Source organism: Streptomyces phaeochromogenes (assembly GCF_001418655.1).
Taxonomy (GTDB): Bacteria; Actinomycetota; Actinomycetes; order Streptomycetales; family Streptomycetaceae; genus Streptomyces; species Streptomyces phaeochromogenes.
On record NZ_LIQZ01000013.1, the window covers coordinates 1 to 20,911 of the forward strand.

The 20,911-nt window shown below is 70.9% G+C and carries 18 protein-coding genes; 5 read left to right on the plus strand and 13 right to left on the minus strand.

All coding sequences use genetic code 11. The features are described from left to right. Positions 1-79: 79 nt before the first annotated feature. Positions 80-1,192 carry an SDR family oxidoreductase gene (locus AOK17_RS02085; protein ID WP_055610516.1) on the minus strand — a complete coding sequence of 371 codons (1,113 nt, stop codon included), beginning with the start codon at positions 1,190-1,192 and terminating at the stop codon, positions 80-82. A gap of 190 nt (positions 1,193-1,382) precedes the next feature. Between AOK17_RS02085 and AOK17_RS02090 the strand changes: the two genes are divergently transcribed. Continuing rightward, on the plus strand, positions 1,383-2,834 hold the full coding sequence (locus AOK17_RS02090) for a zinc-dependent metalloprotease (RefSeq protein ID WP_055610517.1): 1,452 nt from the start codon (positions 1,383-1,385) through the stop codon (positions 2,832-2,834). Next, entirely contained in the window at positions 2,831-3,352 is a 522-nt protein-coding gene (locus tag AOK17_RS02095; protein WP_055610518.1) for an NUDIX hydrolase, read from the plus strand. The genes AOK17_RS02090 and AOK17_RS02095 overlap by 4 nt, the downstream gene beginning before the upstream one ends. A 157-nt stretch (positions 3,353-3,509) precedes the next feature. Here AOK17_RS02095 and AOK17_RS02100 read toward each other — a convergent pair whose 3' ends face one another. The 4 genes from AOK17_RS02100 to AOK17_RS02115 all read right to left on the minus strand — a co-directional run bounded on the left by AOK17_RS02100 (position 3,510) and on the right by AOK17_RS02115 (position 7,445). Next, on the minus strand, positions 3,510-4,265 hold the full coding sequence (locus AOK17_RS02100; protein WP_055610519.1) for an AIM24 family protein: 756 nt from the start codon (positions 4,263-4,265) through the stop codon (positions 3,510-3,512). Positions 4,266-4,282: 17 nt separating this feature from the next. After that, positions 4,283-4,963 (minus strand): AIM24 family protein, encoded by a 681-nt coding sequence (locus AOK17_RS02105; protein ID WP_055610520.1) that lies wholly within the window; start codon positions 4,961-4,963, stop codon positions 4,283-4,285. Positions 4,964-4,976: 13 nt separating this feature from the next. After that, the gene (locus AOK17_RS02110; protein WP_055610521.1) at positions 4,977-6,695 is read right to left on the minus strand and encodes a TerD family protein; all 1,719 of its coding nucleotides are present in this window, start codon (positions 6,693-6,695) and stop codon (positions 4,977-4,979) included. Positions 6,696-6,848: 153 nt separating this feature from the next. Next, complete coding sequence (locus tag AOK17_RS02115; RefSeq protein WP_079052741.1) at positions 6,849-7,445, minus strand: M48 metallopeptidase family protein; 597 nt, start codon at positions 7,443-7,445, stop codon at positions 6,849-6,851. A 210-nt stretch (positions 7,446-7,655) separates the two neighbouring features. Here AOK17_RS02115 and AOK17_RS02120 point away from each other — a divergent pair, with 210 nt between their 5' ends. Continuing rightward, positions 7,656-8,849 (plus strand): TOMM precursor leader peptide-binding protein, encoded by a 1,194-nt coding sequence (locus tag AOK17_RS02120; RefSeq protein WP_055610564.1) that lies wholly within the window; start codon positions 7,656-7,658, stop codon positions 8,847-8,849. After that, a complete protein-coding gene (locus AOK17_RS02125) occupies positions 8,842-10,254 on the plus strand; it encodes an ABC1 kinase family protein (protein WP_055610523.1) in 1,413 nt (470 codons plus the stop codon). The genes AOK17_RS02120 and AOK17_RS02125 overlap by 8 nt, the downstream gene beginning before the upstream one ends. Before the next feature lie 50 nt (positions 10,255-10,304). Here AOK17_RS02125 and AOK17_RS02130 read toward each other — a convergent pair whose 3' ends face one another. The 5 genes from AOK17_RS02130 to AOK17_RS02150 all read right to left on the minus strand — a co-directional run bounded on the left by AOK17_RS02130 (position 10,305) and on the right by AOK17_RS02150 (position 14,177). Further along, complete coding sequence (locus tag AOK17_RS02130; protein WP_055610524.1) at positions 10,305-10,514, minus strand: hypothetical protein; 210 nt, start codon at positions 10,512-10,514, stop codon at positions 10,305-10,307. Positions 10,515-10,631: 117 nt separating this feature from the next. Further along, the gene (locus AOK17_RS02135) at positions 10,632-10,955 is read right to left on the minus strand and encodes a hypothetical protein (protein WP_055610525.1); all 324 of its coding nucleotides are present in this window, start codon (positions 10,953-10,955) and stop codon (positions 10,632-10,634) included. Then, on the minus strand, positions 10,952-11,320 hold the full coding sequence (locus AOK17_RS02140; RefSeq protein WP_055610526.1) for a WhiB family transcriptional regulator: 369 nt from the start codon (positions 11,318-11,320) through the stop codon (positions 10,952-10,954). Before AOK17_RS02140 ends, AOK17_RS02135 begins: the two co-directional genes overlap by 4 nt. Before the next feature lie 175 nt (positions 11,321-11,495). Continuing rightward, positions 11,496-11,810, minus strand: coding sequence for a hypothetical protein (locus AOK17_RS47945; RefSeq protein WP_079052742.1), 315 nt, complete (start codon positions 11,808-11,810; stop codon positions 11,496-11,498). Positions 11,811-11,972: 162 nt separating this feature from the next. Next, entirely contained in the window at positions 11,973-14,177 is a 2,205-nt protein-coding gene (locus AOK17_RS02150) for an ATP-dependent DNA helicase UvrD2 (protein ID WP_245696983.1), read from the minus strand. Positions 14,178-14,430: 253 nt separating this feature from the next. Here AOK17_RS02150 and AOK17_RS02155 point away from each other — a divergent pair, with 253 nt between their 5' ends. Continuing rightward, on the plus strand, positions 14,431-14,673 hold the full coding sequence (locus AOK17_RS02155) for a mycoredoxin (RefSeq protein WP_055610529.1): 243 nt from the start codon (positions 14,431-14,433) through the stop codon (positions 14,671-14,673). Positions 14,674-14,685: 12 nt separating this feature from the next. Here the strand turns inward: AOK17_RS02155 and nudC are convergent, their stop codons facing one another. From nudC to AOK17_RS02170, 3 genes are all read right to left on the minus strand, one after another. After that, the gene (nudC, locus tag AOK17_RS02160) at positions 14,686-15,633 is read right to left on the minus strand and encodes an NAD(+) diphosphatase (protein WP_055610530.1); all 948 of its coding nucleotides are present in this window, start codon (positions 15,631-15,633) and stop codon (positions 14,686-14,688) included. An 85-nt stretch (positions 15,634-15,718) separates the two neighbouring features. Beyond that, positions 15,719-17,122, minus strand: a complete 1,404-nt coding sequence (locus tag AOK17_RS02165; protein ID WP_055610565.1) for a dipeptidase — start codon at positions 17,120-17,122, stop codon at positions 15,719-15,721. Positions 17,123-17,132: 10 nt separating this feature from the next. Next, a complete protein-coding gene (locus AOK17_RS02170; RefSeq protein WP_055610531.1) occupies positions 17,133-20,783 on the minus strand; it encodes an ATP-dependent helicase in 3,651 nt (1,216 codons plus the stop codon). Positions 20,784-20,911 lie beyond the last annotated feature (128 nt).

Below are 20,911 nucleotides of genomic sequence, written 5' to 3' on the forward strand. Positions count from 1 at the left end.
CTGGGGGCGCAGCCCCCAGAAGGGACGGGAATGGGAAGGGGCGGCGGGGGCGAAAAAACCACGCCACCACCCCACCACCTCAGATCCTCCGCCGAGCCTTCCGAGCCCGCCGCACCAACGCAGCCGTACCCAACAGCGCAACCGTCGCCCCCGCGGCCCCCGCCGCAGTCGCGTCCTTCCGCCCAAGCCGCCGCCCGGCCAACGTATGCCGCCCGGCAACCTCCTCCAGAAGCTCCGCAAGGACCTCCTCATTGGTCCACTGCGGCCGCCACCCGGCATCGTGCAGCCGGCTCCCACTCACCACCCAGGGATACATCGTGTAGGCGAGATCCCCCGCCGGAGACGGCGTGAGCCCGATCCGGTGCAGCCGGGCCGCGGCCCCCAGCGCGACGGCCGACGGCAACTCCATCCGCCGGATTCCGCTGAGCTCCTCGACCTCCTCCTGCTCCAGCCACCCCTCGCAACCGACGGCGAGCTCCCCCTCGACCTTCTCCAGAACGGCGTACTCCAGAGCCCCGCACAGGTCCTCGACATGACAGAACTGCCAGACGGGCCGGGACCCGGCGACGACCAGCAGCCGGGGCGACTCGAAGTACCTGGTGAGGGCCGTGTCGGTGCCTCCGACCAGCACGGCAGGCCGTACGACGGTGACGTTGAGCCCGGGATGCGCACGCGGCGCCCGCCGCGCGAGCCGCTCGACCTCCAGGAGGTCCCCCACGCCCGTGGCCTCCGCGGTCGCCCGCAGTTCGGCGTCTTCGGAGAGGGGCAGTTCGTTGTCGGGCAGGGCTCCGTAGACCATCGCCGAGGTGCACAGGACGACACGGTGCACCCCGGCTGCGGCGGCGGCCGTCAGCACGGTCTGGGTCCCCCGCACGTTGTAGGCCGTCCGGGCGGCCGGATCCGTCTCCAGGTCGAGATCGAGCGCGAGGTGCACCACGACGTCCGCGCCGCGCAGCTTCTCGGCGATCGCCGGATCCCGGACATCCAGGATGTGCCACTGCGCGGCGGCGCACTCCCCGCGCCGCTCGTCGATGGCGATGACCTGCTTGATCTCGTCGCTGGCGGCGAGCCGCTCGGTGAGCATCGCGCCGATTCCGGCCGCGGCGCCGGTGATCGCGACGACGGGGCCGCGTAGAGCCGGATTGGTTGAAGGGTTTCGCGCTGCGCGAACCTGTGGATCTGGGGAACTCACCGGGCGTCTCCAGCGGTTGTCTTCAGTAAGAACGCGCGTGACGCGTACGTACCAGGTGGCATCCATCCTGCCGCAGCCGCTGAGTCGGCGAAGCACCGAGGCCCGAACCGGTTGTGGTGTCTACGCTGGGTGGTGATGTAGGGCAGCCGCCGTCGGAGCGAACCGGCGGCCTTAACAGCCGAGGAATCCCGTGAGTGACACCCCATTCGGATTCGGCCTTCCGCCGGAGGAGCCGGACGACGGCGACGAGGGCAAGAAGAAGGACCAGCAGAGCGGTGGTGGTCAGGGACCTGCCAACCCGTTCGGTTTCGGGCCCGGAGGACCGGGTGGCGACAACCCGCTCGCAGCCATGTTCGGGTCGCTGAACCCCAACGACCTGGGCGCCGCGTTCCAGCAGCTCGGCCAGATGCTCTCGTACGAGGGCGGGCCGGTGAACTGGGACATGGCCAAGCAGATCGCCCGCCAGACGGTGTCCCAGGGCACTCCCGACGGCACCAAGGACGCGAGCATCGGCCCCGCCGAGCGCACCCAGGTCGCCGACGCGGTGCGCCTGGCCGACCTGTGGCTGGACGACGCGACGTCGCTGCCGTCCGGCGCCGGCTCCGCGGTGGCCTGGAGCCGCGCGGAGTGGGTCGAGGCGACCCTGCCGGTGTGGAAGGAGCTCGTCGACCCGGTCGCCGAGCGGGTCGGCGCGGCCATGGGCGACGTACTGCCCGAGGAGATGCAGGCCATGGCGGGCCCGCTTCTCGGGATGATGCGCTCCATGGGCGGCGCCATGTTCGGCACGCAGATCGGGCAGGCCGTCGGCGTGCTCGCGGGCGAGGTCGTCGGCTCGACCGACATCGGCCTGCCGCTCGGCCCGGTCGGCAAGGCCGCGCTGCTGCCGCTGAACATCGAGTCGTTCGGCAAGGACCTGAGCGTCCCCCAGGAGGAGGTGCGGCTGTACCTCGCCCTGCGCGAGGCCGCCCACCAGCGGCTCTTCGCCCACGTGCCGTGGCTGCGCTCGCACCTGTTCGGCGCGGTCGAGGGGTACGCGCGCGGGATCAAGGTCGACACGGCGAAGCTGGAGGACGTGGTCGGCCAGTTCGACCCGCAGAACCCGGAAGAGCTGCAGCAGGCACTCCAGCAGGGCATGTTCCAGCCGGAGGACACGCCCGAGCAGAAGGCCGCCCTGGCCCGCCTGGAGACGGCGCTCGCGCTCGTCGAGGGCTGGGTGGACGCGGTGGTCCACTCGGCCGCGAAGCCGCGTCTGTCGTCCGCCGACGCGCTGCGGGAGACGCTGCGCCGCCGCCGTGCGACGGGCGGCCCCGCCGAGCAGACCTTCGCCACGCTGATCGGCCTGGAGCTGCGCCCGCGCCGCCTGCGGGACGCCTCGCGCCTGTGGGCCTCGCTCACGGACGCGCGCGGTGTCGACGGCCGTGACGGCCTGTGGGCGCACCCGGACATGCTGCCGACCGCCTCCGACCTGGACGACCCGGACGGCTTCGTGCACCGCGAGCAGCTGGACTTCTCCGAGCTCGACAAGATGCTCGGCGAGGCCGCGAGCGGCCCCTCCGAGAAGCCGAACCTCACGAAGGACGAGCCCAAGGACGACGAAAAGGGCCAGGCAAAGGGCGAGGAAAAGGGCGACGACGACAAGTGAGCCTGTACGACGACGCCGTCCTGGTCCTGAAGGGCATCGAGGGCCAGGAGGAGCTGCGCCAGGCCTATCTCGACCATCTGGAGGCGCATCCGGACGGCATGTGGAAGGCCTGCACGGCCGGTCACGTCACGGCGAGTGCCCTGGTGATCGATCCCGGGCACGGCAGGGTGCTGCTGACGCTCCACAAAAAGCTGCGGATGTGGCTCCAAATGGGTGGTCACTGCGAGCCCGGCGACGCCACGCTGGAGGCCGCCGCCCTGCGCGAGGCCACCGAGGAGTCGGGCATCGCGGCCCTGACCCTGCTGCCGGGCGGCCCCGTACGCCTGGACCGGCATCCCATCCCGCCGCCCTGCCACTGCCACTTCGACGTGCAGTACGCGGTGGTGGCGGAGCCGGGCGCCGTCCAGGAGATCAGCGACGAGTCCCTCGACCTGCGCTGGTTCCCGTACGACGAGGTGGCGAAGGTGGCGGACGACTCGGTCGTACGCCTCCTGGCAGCAACACGAGCAAGGCTCTGAAGAGGCACGTGTAAGGGGCGGCCGCAGTAGCGACCGCCCCTTACACACGCGTCCTTTTAGGGGCGCGGGGAACTGCGCGCCCAGCCAAGGCGGGCCCGCAGCCAACCACCGGCCCAGGCCTTGGGCGGAAGGCTCGGAAGAGCGTCCCGCCAAAGGCCTAACTCCAGGCGTTGCCCTGGTTCTGCCCCCGGGCCCCCTGCTGCCCCATCCCGTACTGGGCGGAAAGGCCCGACCCGATCGCCGCGTTCTGGGGCGGCAGCATCTCGCTGGGCTGGACGAGCGCGTAGCCCTGGCCCATGAAGCTGAGCTCCCAGCCCTCACCGGTGTTGCCGCGGCGCCGGAACACGCCGGAGGAGTGGGTCTGGGCCTGCATCTGTACGCGCAGACTCGTCGACCAGGCGACGATCGCGTCGGCGTCGCAGTTGACGTACCGGTCCGGCGTGACCTGAAGCATCAGCGGCATGCCCGACGTCATCAGGGCGACCTTGCCGCGCCCGGTGATGTTGAGCTGGTACTTGCCGGAGCCGGAGATCCCGTACTGGCTGTCCACGGCGATCACCTCGTGGTGCAGCGAGGAGTCCATCGCGAGGACGTAGCTGCTGTCCACGGTGAGGCCGTCCTGGTCCACCTCCACCACATGGATGTGCTGGGCGAGGTTGGCCAGGTAGACGGTGCCCTGCCCGTGGCAGCGCATCAGGTCGAGGCCCTCTCCGGTGTGCGCGCGCGAACGCTGCTGACCGGAGTTCTGGTACTCGGCGTCGAACTCCACAAGACCCTGGTACGCGACCATGGTGCCCTTGCGGGCCAGCATGTCGTCGTGGCCCTCCAGGACGACGCGCAGCATCTGCTTGTTCTGCAGGCTGTAGCGCTCCTGGGACTGCTGGTCGTTGTAGGCGAAAAGCGGGCTCTGCATGGTGTGTGTGCTCCCCCTCAGCCCCGTACCCGGAGGCGGTCGGTGCTGTCCTCGCTGGGCTGGACGACGACGATGCCCTGTCCGGAGAAGGCCATCTGGAAGGCCTCGCCGCTGCCCCGCCCGATCAGGGACTGCGCCTTGAAGCTGCGCTTGCCCTTCACCTTGAGGTTCGGGGACCAGGCGACGAGCGCGTCAGGGTCGACGTACGTCTCGTCCTCGCCGCCGCCGCAGTCGACGACGATGGGCTTGCCCCGGGAGGTCAGGGCGACCCAGCCCTGCCCGGAGATCTTGGTGTTCCACAGGCCCTGTCCGGCGAACTTCGCCAGCCCCTTGACGCGCTCGACGCCCCAGGTGAGGTGCGCGTCGAAGGCGAGCAGGTTGGTGGCGTTGACGGAGATCGCGTCGCCGTTGAGGTTGATGACGACGACGTTCGCCCCGTAGTCGGAGAGGTACAGCAGACCGTCTCCGGAGCACTTCATCAGAGGTGCGCCCTCGCCGGTCATCCAGTCCTTGGCGATCTGGCGTACCGCCGGCGGATTCGGCTCGTACTGGACGAAGCCTTCGTAGGCGACCATCGACCCCACGCGCGCGAGGAGGTCGTTTCCGGTCTGCATGGCGACCTTGAGCATGTGGTTGCCGTGGTTCTCCATGCGTGCGGCAACGGGTGCCGGGGCGAAGCCCGCGAGCTGCTGATTCATAGGACGGGCTCCCTCAGACCTCGTACGGCTGGACGACGATGAAATTGCCGGGCGCGCCGCGGAACTGGAGGTTCACGCTCTCTCCGGTGTCGCCCGGGTAGGCGTTCCTGCGCATCCGCACCTGGCTGGAGACGATCACCTGGGAAGCGGCGGACCAGGCGACGACGGCGTTGCAGTCGGCGAACGTCGTCGGCGTCACGGGCAGGACGACGGGCACGCCACGCGTCTTCACGACGACCGTGCCGGTGCCCTGGAACTGCATCGTGAACAGAGCGCCTCCGGGGATGCCGTGTCCTTCGACGCGGCGCACCTCGTACTGCAGCGTCTCGTCGAAGGCGAGGACGTTCTCCGCGGAGACACAGACGGCGTCTCCTTGCAGCTCGATGGGGTGCAGCATGGCGCCGTTCTCCGCGAGGAAGACCTGGCCGCGGCCCGAACAGCGCATGAGCTGCATCTCCTGGCCGGTCGCGTTGCCCACGATCCGCCCGGAGAATCCGGCGCCCTTGTAGCTGAAGTCGACCTTGCCCTGGTAGAGCACCATGCTGCCCTGGCGGGCCAGTACGGCCTGGTCGCCGCCCATGCCGAGGTCGACACGGACCATCTTCTTGTTCTGCTGCGTCCAGCGCTGCCCGGTGGGCGTCTCCTTGTACGCCTGCAGCGCCGCCGTGACACCGGCGCCTCCCTGGGGAGCGCCCTGAGGCACTCCGTAGGCGGCGGGCGCACCCGGCATACCCGGCGCGCCGGGCTGGCCGGGCACCTGTCCGAACGGCGGCTGCTGACCGTAGCCCGGAGGCGGGGTCGGCTGGCCGTAGCCCGGGGGCGGAACGGGTGCCTGAGGTGCCTGTGGCTGTCCGTAGCCGGGCGGCAGCGGTGCGGTCTGGCCGGGGGCCTGGCCGTACGGAGGCTGCTGCTGGCCGGGCTGCGCATAGGGCGCCGGGGCGGGAGCCGGAGGCGGTACCGGGGCGCCACCGGGCGGCGTCATGGGCGCGATGATCGTCGGCGCCGCGTGCACCGAAGGCGCGGGGGCCGGCGGTGGCGTGGCTCCCTGAGGCGGTGCGAAACCCTGGGCGGCAGGCTGCGGAGCCGACGCTGGAGCCGGCACGGCGGGGCCTGCCGGGGCGCCGAACGCGGGCGGTGCGGCGCCCTGGGCGGGCGGCGCGAACGAGGGCGCGGCGGCCCCCGGTGCCGGGGCCGCGGGCTCCTCCTCGGCGACCTCGCCGCCGAAGTTCTTCAGCAGCGCGTCGAGCCCGCCGTCGAAGCCCTGTCCGACCGCGGCGAACCGCCATACGTCCTTGAGGTAGAAGTCGCCCAGCATCACGGCGCGTTCGGTGGAGAACTCGCCACCGTTGAAGGAGTAGCGGGCCACCTCCTCGCCGCCCGCGACGATGCGGAGGTACCCGGGGGCGACCTGCGACATCTGGCCGGCGCCGTCGATCGTCGCCGTGAAGGACAGCTTCTGGATCTGCGGCGGGATCCTGTCGAGCGTGACGCGGAAGGACTCCGTGTCGCCCGCCTGCGCACCGAGAAGCTGGATGGACTCTTCGGGGGTCTTCGGCTGGTTGAAGAAGACGAAGAACCGGTCGTCCGAAAGCTGTTCGTCGGCGTCAAGACCGAAGCAGCTGATGTCGAAGCTCAGTCCGGGGCCGGTGATCTGCACACCCACGTACAGATCGGTGCCCGCGGTGAGGTCACTGATCTTGGCCTTGTGGCCGCGTTGGAATTCCCTGGCCATGCGTAACGACCGTCCCCCATCCCGATACGAGTGCGTCGCGTCAGGCTAACGGCAAAATCCGGCCGCGGACCAAGCCGGTACAGACCCGGTACAGAATCCCTGCTTCGAGCGGTCCGAGCAGGCCTTCAGCACCGGACGGGCGTCAGGCCGACGTCACTCGTCGCGGGCGGCGGGCAGGTGGGGCAGCCGGTCGGCGGCGACCACCCCTTCGAGGTAGCCGCGGGCCCGCTCGGTCCGCGGATAGGCCTCCAGGAGCCGCCAGAAGTCGGGACCGTGGCCGGGAACCAGCAGATGCGCGAGTTCATGGACGAGGACGTAGTCGACGACGTATTCGGGCATGCCCTGCAGCCGGTGCGAAAGACGGATACTGCCCTCGGCGGGGGTGCACGAGCCCCAGCGGGTGTTCTGATTGGTGACCCAGCGGACCGAATTGGGCCGGGCCCGGCCGTCGAAGTACAGATCGGAGAGCCGCGCGGCCCGCTCGGACAGCTCCGTGTCGCCGAGCACCCGCTTGTTCTCCTGGGCGGCCAGCTTGTCGAGCATGACGCTCACCCAGCGCTGCTCCTCCGCCTCGGACATCCGGGCGGGGATGAGCACGACGGTGCGATCGCCTTCACGGTACGCGGAGACCGTTCTGCGCCGTCGCGCGCTCCTGCGGACCTCGATCGCGCTCGTCCCCGAGCCGCTTGGCGGCTGGCTCGTCGTGCTGCGCTGTGGGTTTCCGGCGCGGTGCAGTGGGTCGGCGGGCACGCCCCGACGTTACCCGTTGCACACGGGGGAAGTCCCGCCTCCGGGACGCATCGATGCCGAACCGCACCCCACGCGCTCGATTTGTACGACGAATATCCACCGCCTGTGGACAACTTTCGGCACGGGCCGGGCAATGCGGGCATGCTGACATTCGACCGGCGGAGCAGGACGAACGCCCGCCGGCACAACGGGGACGTACGGGGGTCGGTCATGCATCCGATGGTGAAGCCCGCACTGCGGCGCGGTTGGCGGGATCTCAACACCGTGCAGTTCGGGATGGCACCCGCACACGCGATGGTGCTCGGCCCGATGGACACGGCGACGGGCAGTCTCCTGACGTTGTTCGACGGCACCCGCGGACTGCCTCTGTTACGTGACGAGGGGCGCCGCATGGGTCTGCCGGACGGCCATGTCGACGGTCTGGTGGAGCGACTGGCCCAGGCGGGACTGCTGGACGACGCGACGGGCGGCGGCCCGGCCGCCGACGCTTTGCGCAAGAAGCCGGCGGTCCTCGACCGACTGCGACCCGACGCCGCATCGCTCTCCCTGGTCACTCCCGAGCCGGGCGAGGCCATGCGGCGGCTGGCGGCCCGCCGCTCACTGCGCGTACAGGTGCGGGGCGCGGGCCGGGTGGGAGCGGTACTGGCCACGGCACTGGCGGGAGCGGGCGTGGGCCAGGTCGACGTGCAGGACGGCGGCTGTGTCGAGCCGTGGGACGTGGCGCCGGGCGGGCTGCCCGTCGAATCCATCGGCGAGCGCAGGGACGAGGCCGCGCGCCGTGCGGTGCGCCGTGCGGCACCGAACCGCCCGCCCCGGCGCGGCAACGCACACCCCTCTCCCGATGAAGAGGATCCGGGCCTCTCCCTCGTGATCGTCACACCCCGGGACGGCCTCGCGGTCCACGCGCCCGACCCGTCGGCTACCGAGCCCCTGATCGACTCCGGAACACCCCATCTCTACGCCGGGGTGGTGGAGGGCACGGGAGTGGTCGGCCCGCTCGTCCTGCCGGGCGACACGGCCTGCGCGGGCTGCCTGGATCTGGGACGCACCGACCGGGACCCGACCTGGCCGCGCCTGCTGGCACAGTGGCGTTCCGCCCAGTCCCGCCACGTACCGGCATGTGATCTGGCGCTGTCCACCGCGGTCGCCGGGCTGGCCGCGGGGCATGCGCTGGCCTTTCTGGACGGGGAACTTCCGTCGAGTGCGGGGGCCCGCTGGGAGGTCTCGGTGCCTGGTCTCGACTGGCACGCGACGCCGGTGTGGGAGCATCCCGCATGCCGCTGCGGGGCCGCGGAAAAAGCTAAGGGGGAGCAGACCTCGGACAACGAAGGGCCGCACGAGACAATGGCCGGGCAACAGCCGCACGCGGCACGGCTGTCCGGTACTTGGAGGGCGCATGTCTGATCTTCCCCGGAAGGCGGTCACCCGAACCGCCAAGCTCGCCGCACTACCGCTCGGCTTCGCCGGGCGGGCGACCTGGGGACTCGGCAAACGAATCGGCGGCAAGTCCGCCGAGCTCGTGGGTCGCGAGCTGCAACAGCGCACGGCGGAGCAGCTTTTCAAGGTGCTCGGCGAGCTCAAGGGCGGCGCCATGAAGTTCGGACAGGCCATGTCCGTCTTCGAGTCGGCGCTGCCCGAGGAGGTCGCGGGTCCGTACCGCGCGGCGCTGACGAAACTCCAGGAGGCGGCCCCTCCGATGCCGACCCGCACGGTGCACTCCGTGCTGGCGGAGCGGCTCGGCGAGGACTGGCACGACCTGTTCCTGGAGTTCGAGGACAAGCCCGCCGCGGCGGCCTCGATCGGCCAGGTGCACCGGGCGGTGTGGCACGACGGCCGGGAGGTCGCGGTCAAGGTGCAGTACCCCGGGGCGGGCGAGGCCCTGCTGTCCGATCTGAACCAGCTGAGTCGTTTTGCCCGCCTTCTGGGGCCGTTGATTCCCGGCATGGACATCAAGCCGCTCATCGCGGAGCTGCGCGACCGGGTGTCCGAGGAGCTCGACTACGCCCTGGAGGCACAGGCACAGCGGGCGCACGCGGAGGAGTTCGCGGACGACCCGGACGTGCTGGTGCCGGCCGTGGTCCACCAGTGCGAGCAGGTCCTGGTGACGGAGTGGATCGACGGGATCCCCCTGTCCGAGGTGATCACCGACGGTACGCAGGAGCAGCGGGACCGGGCTGGCCAGCTCCTGGCCCGCTTCCTCTTCTCCGGCCCGTCCCGCACCGGCCTGCTGCACGCCGACCCTCACCCGGGCAATTTCCGTCTCCTGCCGGACGACCCCGCAGACGCCAAAGTCGCCGAAGACGCCGAGGGTTCCGGAGGCAAGGGCGGCTGGCGGCTGGGCGTCCTGGACTTCGGCACGGTGGACCGCCTGCCGGGCGGCCTGCCTCCGACGATCGGCGACTCGCTCCGTATGACCCTCGACGGCGACGCCGAGGCGGTCTACGACCTGCTCCGCGAGGAGGGCTTCGTCAAGGAGTCCATAGAGCTCGACCCGGACGCCGTTCTGGACTACCTGCTCCCCATCATCGAGCCGGCCCAGGCGGACGAGTTCACCTTCACCCGCGGCTGGATGCGCAGTCAGGCGGCCCGCATCGCCGACCCCCGCTCCCCCGCCCACCAACTCGGCAAACAACTCAACCTGCCCCCGGCCTACCTGCTCATCCACCGAGTGACCTTGAGCACCATCGGCGTGCTGTGCCAGCTGGGAGCGACAGTACGACTGCGGGACGAGTTGGAGGAGTGGCTACCAGGATTCGTCCTGGCCGAGGACGAGACACTGGCGGAGGAGGACTCAGCGGCTGGGGCGTGAGCTTGGGGTGCCGGTCCTTGGGCGGGAGAGGCCCAAGAGGACTCCGGATCTCACCACCAAGCCGAGTCCAGTCGCCCTTCGATCGCTCTGAGGTTGGCGCGGGCGCAGGCGTCGCAGATGTAGTGGCGGGTGCCGTTCTCGACGGAGAAGGTCCAGGTGAGGGGCGGGTCCTCTGACGTGGCGCCGCAGCGGGCGCACACGACGGGCCGGGGCTCCGCGGTGGAGCCGCCGCTGTCACTGTCCCCGGGAAGACTCGTCACGTGGTGACGATAACTCCGGGATCCGCGGTTGGTGAGGCGCAACGCACCGCGGGGGCCGGTCCGTTCGGACCGGCCCCCGCATCAGCTGTTGCTTCTGTTGCCGTTGCGAGAACGGCTCTACTGCATGACCGCCATGGCCAGTGCGCGGCGGGCGCGGCGTGAGGCGCGCTCGGCACGGCGCTGCATGCGGCGGGCGGTCACCAGGCGCATCGCCCGGCGTTCCTGCTCCGCCTCATGCAGCCGGTCGTGCATATGCGCACGAGCCAGGGCTTCTGGGATGAGTTGCATCTCTCGGGTCCTGTTCTGGCGCGTGTCGTTCGCGCCGGTGGAGGTGAAGTCTGGGGTCGCGGAGCCGGCGGGCTCGCTGGTGGACGGCTTCATCGGGACCTGCTTCTTGGGGTCGTGCGTCAGGGGGCGATCGATCGTTCCTAGGGTCTTCATGCCGAAACCGGGTTCTTGCGCGGGCGGCCACGCGGCCGCTTCCGGGCGACAACGACACCCTGGACGAAGAGCTCGCCGCCCCAGACGCCCCAGGGCTCACGCCGCTCCTTGGCGCCGGCAAGGCAGGCCTCGATCAGCGGGCAGGTGCGGCAGAGGGACTTGGCGTACTCGACGTCGGCCGGCGACTCGGCGAAGAAGACCTCCGGGTCGTAGGAGCGGCAGGGGACGGGTACGCCGAGGTTCTCGATGGCGTCGTCGAGCGCGGTGAGCGCAGTGAGCGGGATCAAGGTGGAGTCCTCCGTGAGGCCGGGCGGGGGGATCGTTTCGGAAGGCGGTACGGACGGGGCGTGCGCTTCGAGTTGCACGGTTGGTCTTCCTCGTCTGGTCGTGCCGGCCGGGTTGGCCGGTTGGCGGCTGGTACCGGGTTCTTTTCTTGTCCCGAGGCCCCTTCGCTCTGTCGTCCCTGTTCGGGGACAAACAGAAGGGCCGCGGATCCCGGGTGGGGTTCCGCGGCCCTGAAGGCGCCGGCCTGATCGTCGATCAGGCTGGATCACTCCAGGGTTCAGGCCCACGGAAGGCCCACATCGTGTGGTGCGTCTGCTTGGCGGCTCCGGCACCGGTGGCCGCAAAGGCATAGGCATGCGCCTGTGCCTCTACTGCTTCCAGTGCCTTCATCGGTCGTTCATTGCGCTCACGGACAGGGAGACCCGTGAGAGACACGGAGGACGCCGGCCGGACGGCAGGAATGCCGGACAGACCGGTGCCCAGGTTCGAGAAGCCGAGCAGGCACGTGGAGACGACCGAGCGATCGGTCAATTTGGCGGTGCTGACGGAGCTGCTGTTGATGCTGATCACTGGAATCGCCTCCTCTCGGCGTCTCTGGGACCGGGCGAGCCGGTCCGACGGTTATTAAGTACAGCACGGAACCAGGGCCTTCGAGAAGGCCTCCGTTTCCGTGCTTTAGAACCTATGGGGATTGCTGGGGCATGCGCAAACTATTTTCTCGACGAGTTTGAATCAGTCCTCGTCTGCGCCGCCCTCAACTTCCTGACCTGCACAGATGGCAAGTACGTCGGCCCCGTAGCGGTTGAGCTTGCGGGCGCGGACCCCTGGGATGCGGGACAGCTCGACCGGAGTGGACGGCACCGCTTCCGCGATGGCCATCAGGGTCTTGTCCGTGAAGACGCAGAAGTCCGGCTGCCCACTGCGCTGCGCCTGGACCCCCCGCCAGTCGCGCAACCGCTCGTAGAGGCCTTCGTCCATGTCGGACGGGCAGTCCTCGCAGCGCATCAGTTTCATCTCGCCGGCGTCGTTGAGAGTGCGGCCGCAGACCCGGCATCGGGCGGGGGTGCGGTTCGCCCGTCGGGTGACGCCGGGGGCGCTGCCGGGAGCGCCGCGCTCGATGCCGCCCGAGCCGAGGGGGCCCGCCGCGCCGCCGCGGTTCGCCGTGGTGACGGAGCCGGGGCGCAGTCCGTCGAGGAAGCGGCTGGGTCGCCGGTTGGGCCGGCCGCCGGGTGAGCGGGACAGTGCCCAGGAGACGGAGAGGTGCTCTCTGGCCCGGGTGACGCCGACGTAGAGGAGACGGCGCTCCTCCTCGATCTGTTCGTCGGTCTTCGCGTAGGTGATCGGCATCATGCCTTCGGCGACGCCGACCAGGAACACCACGTCCCACTCCAGGCCCTTGGCGGAGTGGAGGGAGGCGAGGGTGACGCCCTGGACCGTGGGCGCGTGCTGAGCGCCGGCGCGTTCGTCGAGTTCGGCCACGAGGTCGCCGAGGGTGGCGTCGGGTTTGGCGGCGGCGAAGTCCTGGGCCAGGTGGGCAAGGGCGGCGAGGGACTCCCAGCGCTCTCTGACGGCTCCGGAGCCCGCGGGGGGCTGGTGGGTCCAGCCGTCCCCTGACAGGACGGCTCGCACCTGCGAGGGCAGGTCGGGGGCGTCGTCCAGGAGTGAGTCGTTGCCTCCGAAGCGGGCCGCACCGCGCAGGGCGTGGATGGCTCTCTTCACCTCGGGCCGGTCGAAGAAGCGCTCGGCTCCGCGCAGTTGGTAGGGCACCGCGACATCGGCGAGGGCCTGTTCGTAGATCTCGGACTGCGAGTTCGTACGGACCAGGATCGCGATCTCGCTCGCGGGGATGCCGGAGGCGATGAGGTCGCGGATGCGTCGGGCCGCGCCTTCGGCCTCGGCGGGCTCGTCGGTGTACTCGGTGTAGCCGGGTTCGGGGCCCGCGGTGCGCTGGGAGATCAGCTCCAGGCGGTGGTCGGCGGCGCGCCCGCGGGCCTGGGCGAGCAGGCCGTTGGCGAGGTGGACGACCTGGGGGGTGGAGCGGTAGTCCCGGACGAGTTTGACGACCGTGGCTCCGGGGTGGCGGGTGCGGAAGTCGAGGAGGTGGTCGGGGGTCGCGCCGGTGAAGGAGTAGATGGTCTGGCTGGCGTCACCGACGACGCAGAGGCTGTCGCGCTCGCCGAGCCACAGTTCGAGAAGGCGCTGCTGGAGGGGGCTGACGTCCTGGTACTCGTCGACCACGAAGTGCTGGTACTGGGCGCGGACCGCTTCGGCGATCTCGTGCTGGTCCTGGAGGATGGCGACGGTCAGCAGCAGGACGTCCTCGAAGTCGATGACGCTGCGGTCGCGCTTGAGGTCCTCGTACGCGGCATAGAGCTGGGCGATCTCGGCGCGGTCGCGGGGGGCTTCGCGGCCGGCCTTGGCCGCGGCGGCGGCGTAGTCGGAGGGGACGGTCTGGGTGACCTTGGACCACTCGATCTCGGCGGTGACGTCCCGCAGCTCGCCGCGGTCGAGGCGGACGCGGCAGGTGGCAGCGGCGTCGGCGACGAGCTGGATCTTGCGGTCGACGATCCGCGGCAGGCTGCCTCCGACGGCTTTCGGCCAGAAGTACTGGAGCTGGCGCAGCGCGGCGGAGTGGAAGGTGCGGGCCTGGACTCCGGAGGCGCCGAGCTGGCGGAGCCGGCCGCGCATCTCTCCGGCGGCGCGGTTGGTGAAGGTGACGGCGAGCACGCTGGAGGGCTGGAGGATCCCGGCGCGTACTCCGTAGGCGATGCGGTGGGTGATGGCGCGGGTCTTGCCCGTACCGGCTCCCGCCAGCACGCACACCGGGCCGCGCAGGGCGGTGGCGACCTCGCGCTGCTCGGGGTCGAGCCCTTCCAGTACCGCGTCGGCCGTGTCAGGGGCCTGCGGGAAGAGGGTGGAATGCGTTGCTGCTGTCACCCCGCCATGCTGCCAGGTCGGCGGAGACGGGTGTGCCGGTTGTCCACAGGGAGGCGCTCGCAGTCGTACTAATGCGGCGCACCAATGCGGCAGGCGCCCGGCTCGGCACCGGCGGCAGCGCCCCTTTCACCGGGGCCGTCCTCCGCCGTGTGGATCGGCTCTCTCCCCTGCCGCGTATGGGAATGGCGGCCGGGTCGCGTACGTTCCATCACTGCGAACACGCACTCCCCCGCAGCGAAGGAGCATGAGAGACATGCTGGGCACTGTGACGATGTACAGCACCACGTGGTGTGGCTACTGCCGCCGGCTGAAGGGCCAGATGGACCGCGAGGGCATCACGTACAACGAGATCAACATCGAGCAGGACCCGGCGTCGGCGGCCTTCGTGGAGAAGGCGAACGGCGGGAACCAGACGGTTCCCACCGTCCTCTTCCCGGACGGTTCGACGCTGACGAACCCTTCGCTTGCGCAGGTCAAGCAGAAGATCGGCGCGTAGTCGGTACGTGCCTCAGGCGGCTGCCCCGCGCGTCGGCAGGGGCTTGCCGTACCAGAGCTCGATCAGGCGGGCCGCAATCGAGATGCCGTACGGAGGCAGGACCTCCCCGGACTCGAAGGCGGCCCGCAGGTCTTCGCGGGAGAACCAGCGGGCTTCCTGAATCTCCTCGCCGTCGACGTTGATCTCCGACGAGGTGGCACGGGCCATGAAGCCCAGCATGAGGCTGGAGGGGAAGGGCCAGGGCTGGCTGGCGATGTACTCGACCTCGCCGACGGTGACCCCGGCCTCCTCGAAGACCTCGCGCCGGACCGACTGCTCGATGGACTCACCGGGCTCGACGAATCCGGCGAGGGTGGAGAAGCGCCCTTCGGGCCAGTGGACCTGCCGGCCGAGGAGGATGCGGTCCTCGTGGTCGGTTACGGCCATGATCACGGCGGGGTCGGTGCGCGGGTAGTGCTCGGCGCCGCAGGCGGGGCAGCGGCGGATGTGGCCGGCCGCCGCGATCACCGTACGTTCGCCGCAGCGGGAGCAGAAGCGGTGCAGGCGCTGCCAGTTCTCCAGGGCGACCGCGTGCACCATCAGGCCGGCGTCGCGCTGTGAGAGGAGCAGGCCCGCTTCGCGCAGGCCGGCCGCGCGCGCGGACTGGTCCATACGGCCCGGAAGGGCGTCCTTCTGGAGTGCGAAGTAGCTGACTCCGTCGTCGTCGGTGCCCAGGAAGTAGCGGTGCGCTTCGGTGAGGGGCGCTTCGAAGGACGGGGTCATGACGAGTTCGGTGGTGCCGTCCGCCGTCTCGTCGATGAGGACCTGGCCGCCGGAGACCACGAAGGCGCGGGTGGTGGGGTGGCTCCACGCCGCAGCGAGCCAGGCCTCGTCGAGCCGGTGGTGGGCGGCCCGGTCGATGCCGCTCGGGGCGGTGAGCGAGATGGGACGGTCGGCGGTGTGGTCGGTCCAGGTGGTCACGGGTGCTTCCAACTCCCCCGGTGGAACGGTTGTTTCGGCGGGTGGTTCAGCGGCTGTACGGCAGGACGTGTGCGAAGGGGCTTCTTCAGTGTGCATCGCGCCAGTTCTCGGCCAGGTCGCCCCACAGGTAGGCGGTGGTTTCGACGCCCTTGAGGAGCAGGTCGAGTTCGACCTTCTCGTTGGGGGCGTGCCAGCCGTCGGACGGGACCGAGATGCCGAGGAACAGCACCGGTGCGGCGAGGACGTCCTGGAGGTCCGCGGCGGGCCCTGATCCTCCCTCGCGGGTGAAGCGGATCTCCTGCTCGAAGGCGCGGCCCATGGCGCGTGCGACGGACTGCAGTGCCGGGTGATCGAGCGGTGTGAGGCAGGGGCGGGTGGCGGCGGCGAAGGTGATCTCGTGGCGGATTCCGGCGGGTATCCGCTCGGCGGCCCAGGCGCGGACGATCTTCTCGATGTGGTCGGGGTCCTGTCCGGCGACGAGCCGGAAGGAGAGCTTCACCATGGCCGAGGAGGGGATGATCGTCTTGCTGCCGGGGCCCTGGTAGCCGCCGCCGATGCCGTTGACCTCGGCGGTCGGGCGGGCCCAGATCCGCTCCAGGGTGGTGTGTCCGGCCTCTCCGTGGGTGGCCGTCGACCTGGCGATGCGCAGCCACTGCTCCTCGTCGAAGGGCAGTTCGGTGAAGAGTTCCCGCTCGTGGTCGGTGAGTTCGGCGATGCCTTCGTAGAAGCCGGGGATCGTCACGCGCGCGTGCTCGTCGTGGAGGGCGGCGACGAGGCGGGCGACCGCGGTGGCCGGGTTGGGTACGGCGCCGCCGAAGGCGCCGGAGTGTATGTCCTGGTCGGGCCCGTGGAGCGTGATCTCGCACTCGGCGAGGCCGCGCATGCCGGTGCAGACGGTGGGGGTGTCCTCGGACCACATGCTGGTGTCGGAGACGATCACGGCGTCGGCGGTGAGGCGGTCCTTCCGCTCTTCGACGAGTGCGCGGAAGTACGGGGAGCCGGACTCCTCCTCGCCCTCGATGAGCAGCTTCAGGTGGACGGCGGGGGCGGTGCGGCCGGTGGCGGCGAGGTGGGCGCGGACCCCGAGTGTGTGGAAGAACACCTGGCCCTTGTCGTCGGCGGCCCCGCGCGCGTGGAGGCGGTTTCCGCGGACTACGGGCTCGAAGGGGTCGCTGTCCCAGCCGTCCTCGCGGGCGGCGGGCTGTACGTCGTGGTGTCCGTAGACGAGGACCGTGGGTGCCTGCGGGTCGTCGGAGGGCCATTCGGCGAAGACGGCCGGGGCGCCGGGTGTCGCCCAGACCTCGCAGGTCGGGAAGCCGGTCTCCTGGAGTTTGGCGGCGAGCCAGTCGGCGCTGCGCCGTACGTCCGCGGCGTGTTCGGGCTGCGCCGACACGGACGGGATACGCAGCCACTCGGCGAGGTCGTCGAGGAAGGCGGCGCGGTGCTGCTCGATGTACGCGCGGACGGCGCTGTCCGGAGTCTTGCTCATGGTCACGAGCCTAGCCGTCCACGCGCGCGTGCTGGTCCGGCGGTTCCTCGGGGACCCCATCGGGTGGTTCTTCGAGGAGGAGCCGCTCCAGTGCGGCCCGGTCGGGCAGGCTCTCGGGCCGTACGACCTCGCCGCTGCGCACGTACAGGAAGGCGGCCCGTACGGATTCCAGGGGTACGCCGTGCTGCTCTGCCCAGGCGAGCCGGTACAGGGCGAGCTGGAGGGGGTCGGCGTTGCGGGCGCGGTTGGTCTTCCAGTCGACGATCTCGTACGTCGTCCCGTCGCCGTCGTCCTCTTTGTAGACGGCGTCGATGCGGCCCCGTACGACGCGTCCGGCGATCGCGAGCTGGAAGGGGGCCTCGACGCGGTAGGGGGTGCGGTGGGCGTACGGGGTGCGTTCGAAGGCGTCCTTGAGGGCTTCCAGGTCGCGTTCGTCGGCGATCTCGGCCTCGCTGCCGGGCAGTTCCTCCGGTTCCAGCATCGGCAGCCGCAGCTCTTCGAAGCGGGCCTCGACCCAGGCGTGGAAGCGGGTGCCGCGGCGGGCGGCCGGCTGGGGCGGGCGCGGCATGGGGCGCGCCAGTTCCTGTGCGAAGGCGTCCGGGTCGGCGGCCAGGCTCAGCAGCTGGGAGGCGGTCAGAGAGGCCGGCAGGGTGACGTCCGTGACGCCTTCGCGGGCGCGCAGGAGCTCGCCGGTGAGGGCGTCCAGGTCGCGGTCCCAGGAGGCGACGGTGCGGGCTTCCTCCGGGGTGAGGTGCCTGGTCTCGGAGACGGGGCGCGGCGTCTCCGGAGGGTGTTGGCGCGCGTCCGGTGAGCCGGTGGGGTGCGCGTCCGGGGACTGGGTGGGGTGCGGAACCCGGGGACGGTTCGTGGCCCACGAGTTCCCGTCTCCGCGGGCTGCCTCGTCTGTGAGATCGGTCTCTTCGTGGAGGCCGTCCCCGTGGGGCGTCTCTCTGGGTGACGCCTCTCCGTAGGGCACGTCCGCGAAATCGTCGTCCCCGTAGGGAGGCTCATCCGGAAAGTCGTCGTCCCCGTAAGGGGGCTCGTCGTAGGGCGGCTCGTCGTAAGGCGGTTCGTCGTCCTCGGGCGGAGGCGGCCAGTCAGGGTCGTCGTACGGCTCCGGGGCGTCGTGGGACGAGGGGTGGGCCGTCTCGTGGGAGTGACCGGACTCCAGGTGGGCCAGGACCGTCTGGGCGGCCGCGCGCCTGCGGGCCATGGCCGCGTCGTCGAGCGGGAGCGGCCAGGCGTGGTCGCCGCCGGCCTCGTGGAGCGCGGGGTTCTCCTCGGTCTCCTCGGGTTCGTCCGCCCAGGCCTCGATCTCGCCGTGCCCGGCTCCACAGTGCTCGTACAGGGCCTGCAGGAAGTCGGAGGGGCCGCGGGGCTTCTTCTGGGAGGGGCCCCACCAGTGGCCCGAGCCGAGCAGCAGGGAGCGGGGGCGGGTGAACGTGACGTAGCCGAGGCGGAGTTCCTCGGTGTGCTGGTGCTCCTTCATGGCCTCGTGGAAGGCCTTCATGCTGCGGGAGTCCCAGGCGCCGATGTCCGGCAGGGTGTCGGCGTCGCCGCGGAGCTCGTGCGGCAGGACCTTGCCCTGTGAGGTCCACTTCTCGCGGCCCTGGCCGCTGGGGAAGGTGCCGGTGACGAGGCCCGGGACCGCGACGACGTCCCATTCCAGGCCCTTGGACTTGTGCGCGGTGAGCACCTTGACGGTGTTCTCGCCGCCCGGCAGGGCGTTGTCGAGGCCCTTCTCGTACTGGGCGGCGGTGCGCAGGAAGCCGAGGAAGGCGAGGAGGGAGGCCTCGCCGTCGTTGGCGGCGAAGGACGCGGCGATGTCCAGGAAGTTGGAGAGGGTCTCGCGGCGGCGGGCGGCCAGGGCGTGCGGGGACGCGGAGAGCTCCACCTCCAGACCGGTGGTGGCGAGGACCCGGTGCAGGACGTCCATGAGCGGGTCGGAGAGCGAGCGGCGCAGGTCGCGCAGTTCGGTGGCGAGCCGTGCGAACCGTACGCGGGCGTCGGCGGAGAAGGGCAGGCCGTCGTCGTCCCCGTGGTCTCCGAGGAGTGTCTCCAGGAACGTGTCGAGGGCGTCCGCGAGCGAGATGATCTCGGCCGGGTCGATGCCCTCGACGGCGGCGGCGAGCCGTCGGTCGGGGTCGTCGTCGGCCCCCACGCGCGCGTGCGACACGAGAAGGCGGGCCCTGCGCCCCAGGAGGGCGAGGTCGCGGGCGCCGATGCGCCAGCGCGGGCCGGTGAGCAGGCGGACCAGCGAGGCGTTGGCTCCCGGGTCTTGGAGGACCTCGCAGACGGCGACCAGGTCGGCGACCTCGGGCAGATGCAGCAGCCCGGAGAGGCCGACGACCTCGACGGGGATGTCGCGGGCGACGAGGGCGCCCTGGATCTCGGCGAAGTCGGTCGCCGTGCGGCACAGGACGGCGATCTCTCCGGGCGCCTTTCCGGTGCGTACGAGATGGGCAATGGAGTCGGCGAGCCAGTCCATCTCCTCGGCGTGGGTGCGCAGGAGGGCGCAGCGCACCATGCCGTCCCGCTCGGCTCCCGGGGCCGGGCGGAGGGCCTCCACGCCCGCGTGCAGGGCGCGCAGGGGCTCGGCGAGGCCGTTGGCGAGGTCGAGGAGCCGGCCGCCGCTGCGGCGGTTCTCGCTGAGCGACTGGCGGGTCGCGGGGCTGCCGTCGACGTGGGCGAAGTGCTGGGGGAAGTCGTCGAGGTTGGCGACGGAGGCGCCGCGCCAGCCGTAGATCGCCTGGCAGGGGTCGCCGACGGCGGTCACCGGGTGGCCCGTGCCGCTGCCGAACAGGCCCGCCAGGAGGATGCGCTGGGCCACGGAGGTGTCCTGGTACTCGTCGAGCAGGACCACTCGGAACTCGTCGCGCAGGATGCCGCCGACCTCGGGGCGTGTGCTGGCGAGGGTCGCGGAGAGGGCGATCTGGTCGCCGAAGTCGAGGAGGTCGCGCTCGCGTTTGGCCGTCCTGTAGCGGCTCACCAGTTCGGCCAGTTCACGCCGGGCGGCGGCCGTCTCGGGGACCTTGCGCAGGTCGGCGTTGGTGAGCTTGACGCTCTCCAGGGCCCGCAGCAGTGCGGCGTCGTAGGCCCGCAGGTCCTGGGGTTGTACGAGGTGTTCGGCGAGCTCGCCGTCGAGCGTGAGGAGGTCGCTGACCAGGTCGGGGAAGGAGCGGGTAAGGGCGGGGTAGGGACCCGGCGCCTCGCGCAGGACGCGCGCGGCGAGCTGGTAGCGGGTCGCGTCGGCGAGGAGACGCGCGGTGGGTTCGAGCCCGATGCGCAGTCCGTGGTCGGTCAACAGGCGGCCCGCGAAGGCATGATAGGTGGAGATGACCGGCTCGCCGGGCGGGTTGTCCGGATCGATCACGTCCGGGTCTGTGACCCCCGCCTTGATGAGGGCTTTCCGTACGCGCTCGGCGAGTTCGCCCGCCGCCTTGTTCGTGAAGGTCAGGCCGAGGACCTGTTCGGGAGCGACCTGTCCGGTGCCGACCAGCCACACCACGCGCGCGGCCATCACCGTGGTCTTGCCGGATCCGGCGCCTGCCACGATCACCTGCGGGGCGGGCGGTGCGGTGATGCAGGCCGTCTGCTCCGGGGTGAACGGGATGCCGAGGAGCTCCTTGAGCTGCTCGGGGTCAGAGATACGGGCTGGCACGTCAGAGAGGCTAGCCGCGCCCACTGACAGCCGATGCCGAATCGGTGGCCGGGCCGGAGGATGCGCTGGTCAGCACGCGTGGTGCCGTACGTCACTTCGCGTACGGCGGGAGCCCTCCGAACGGCGGA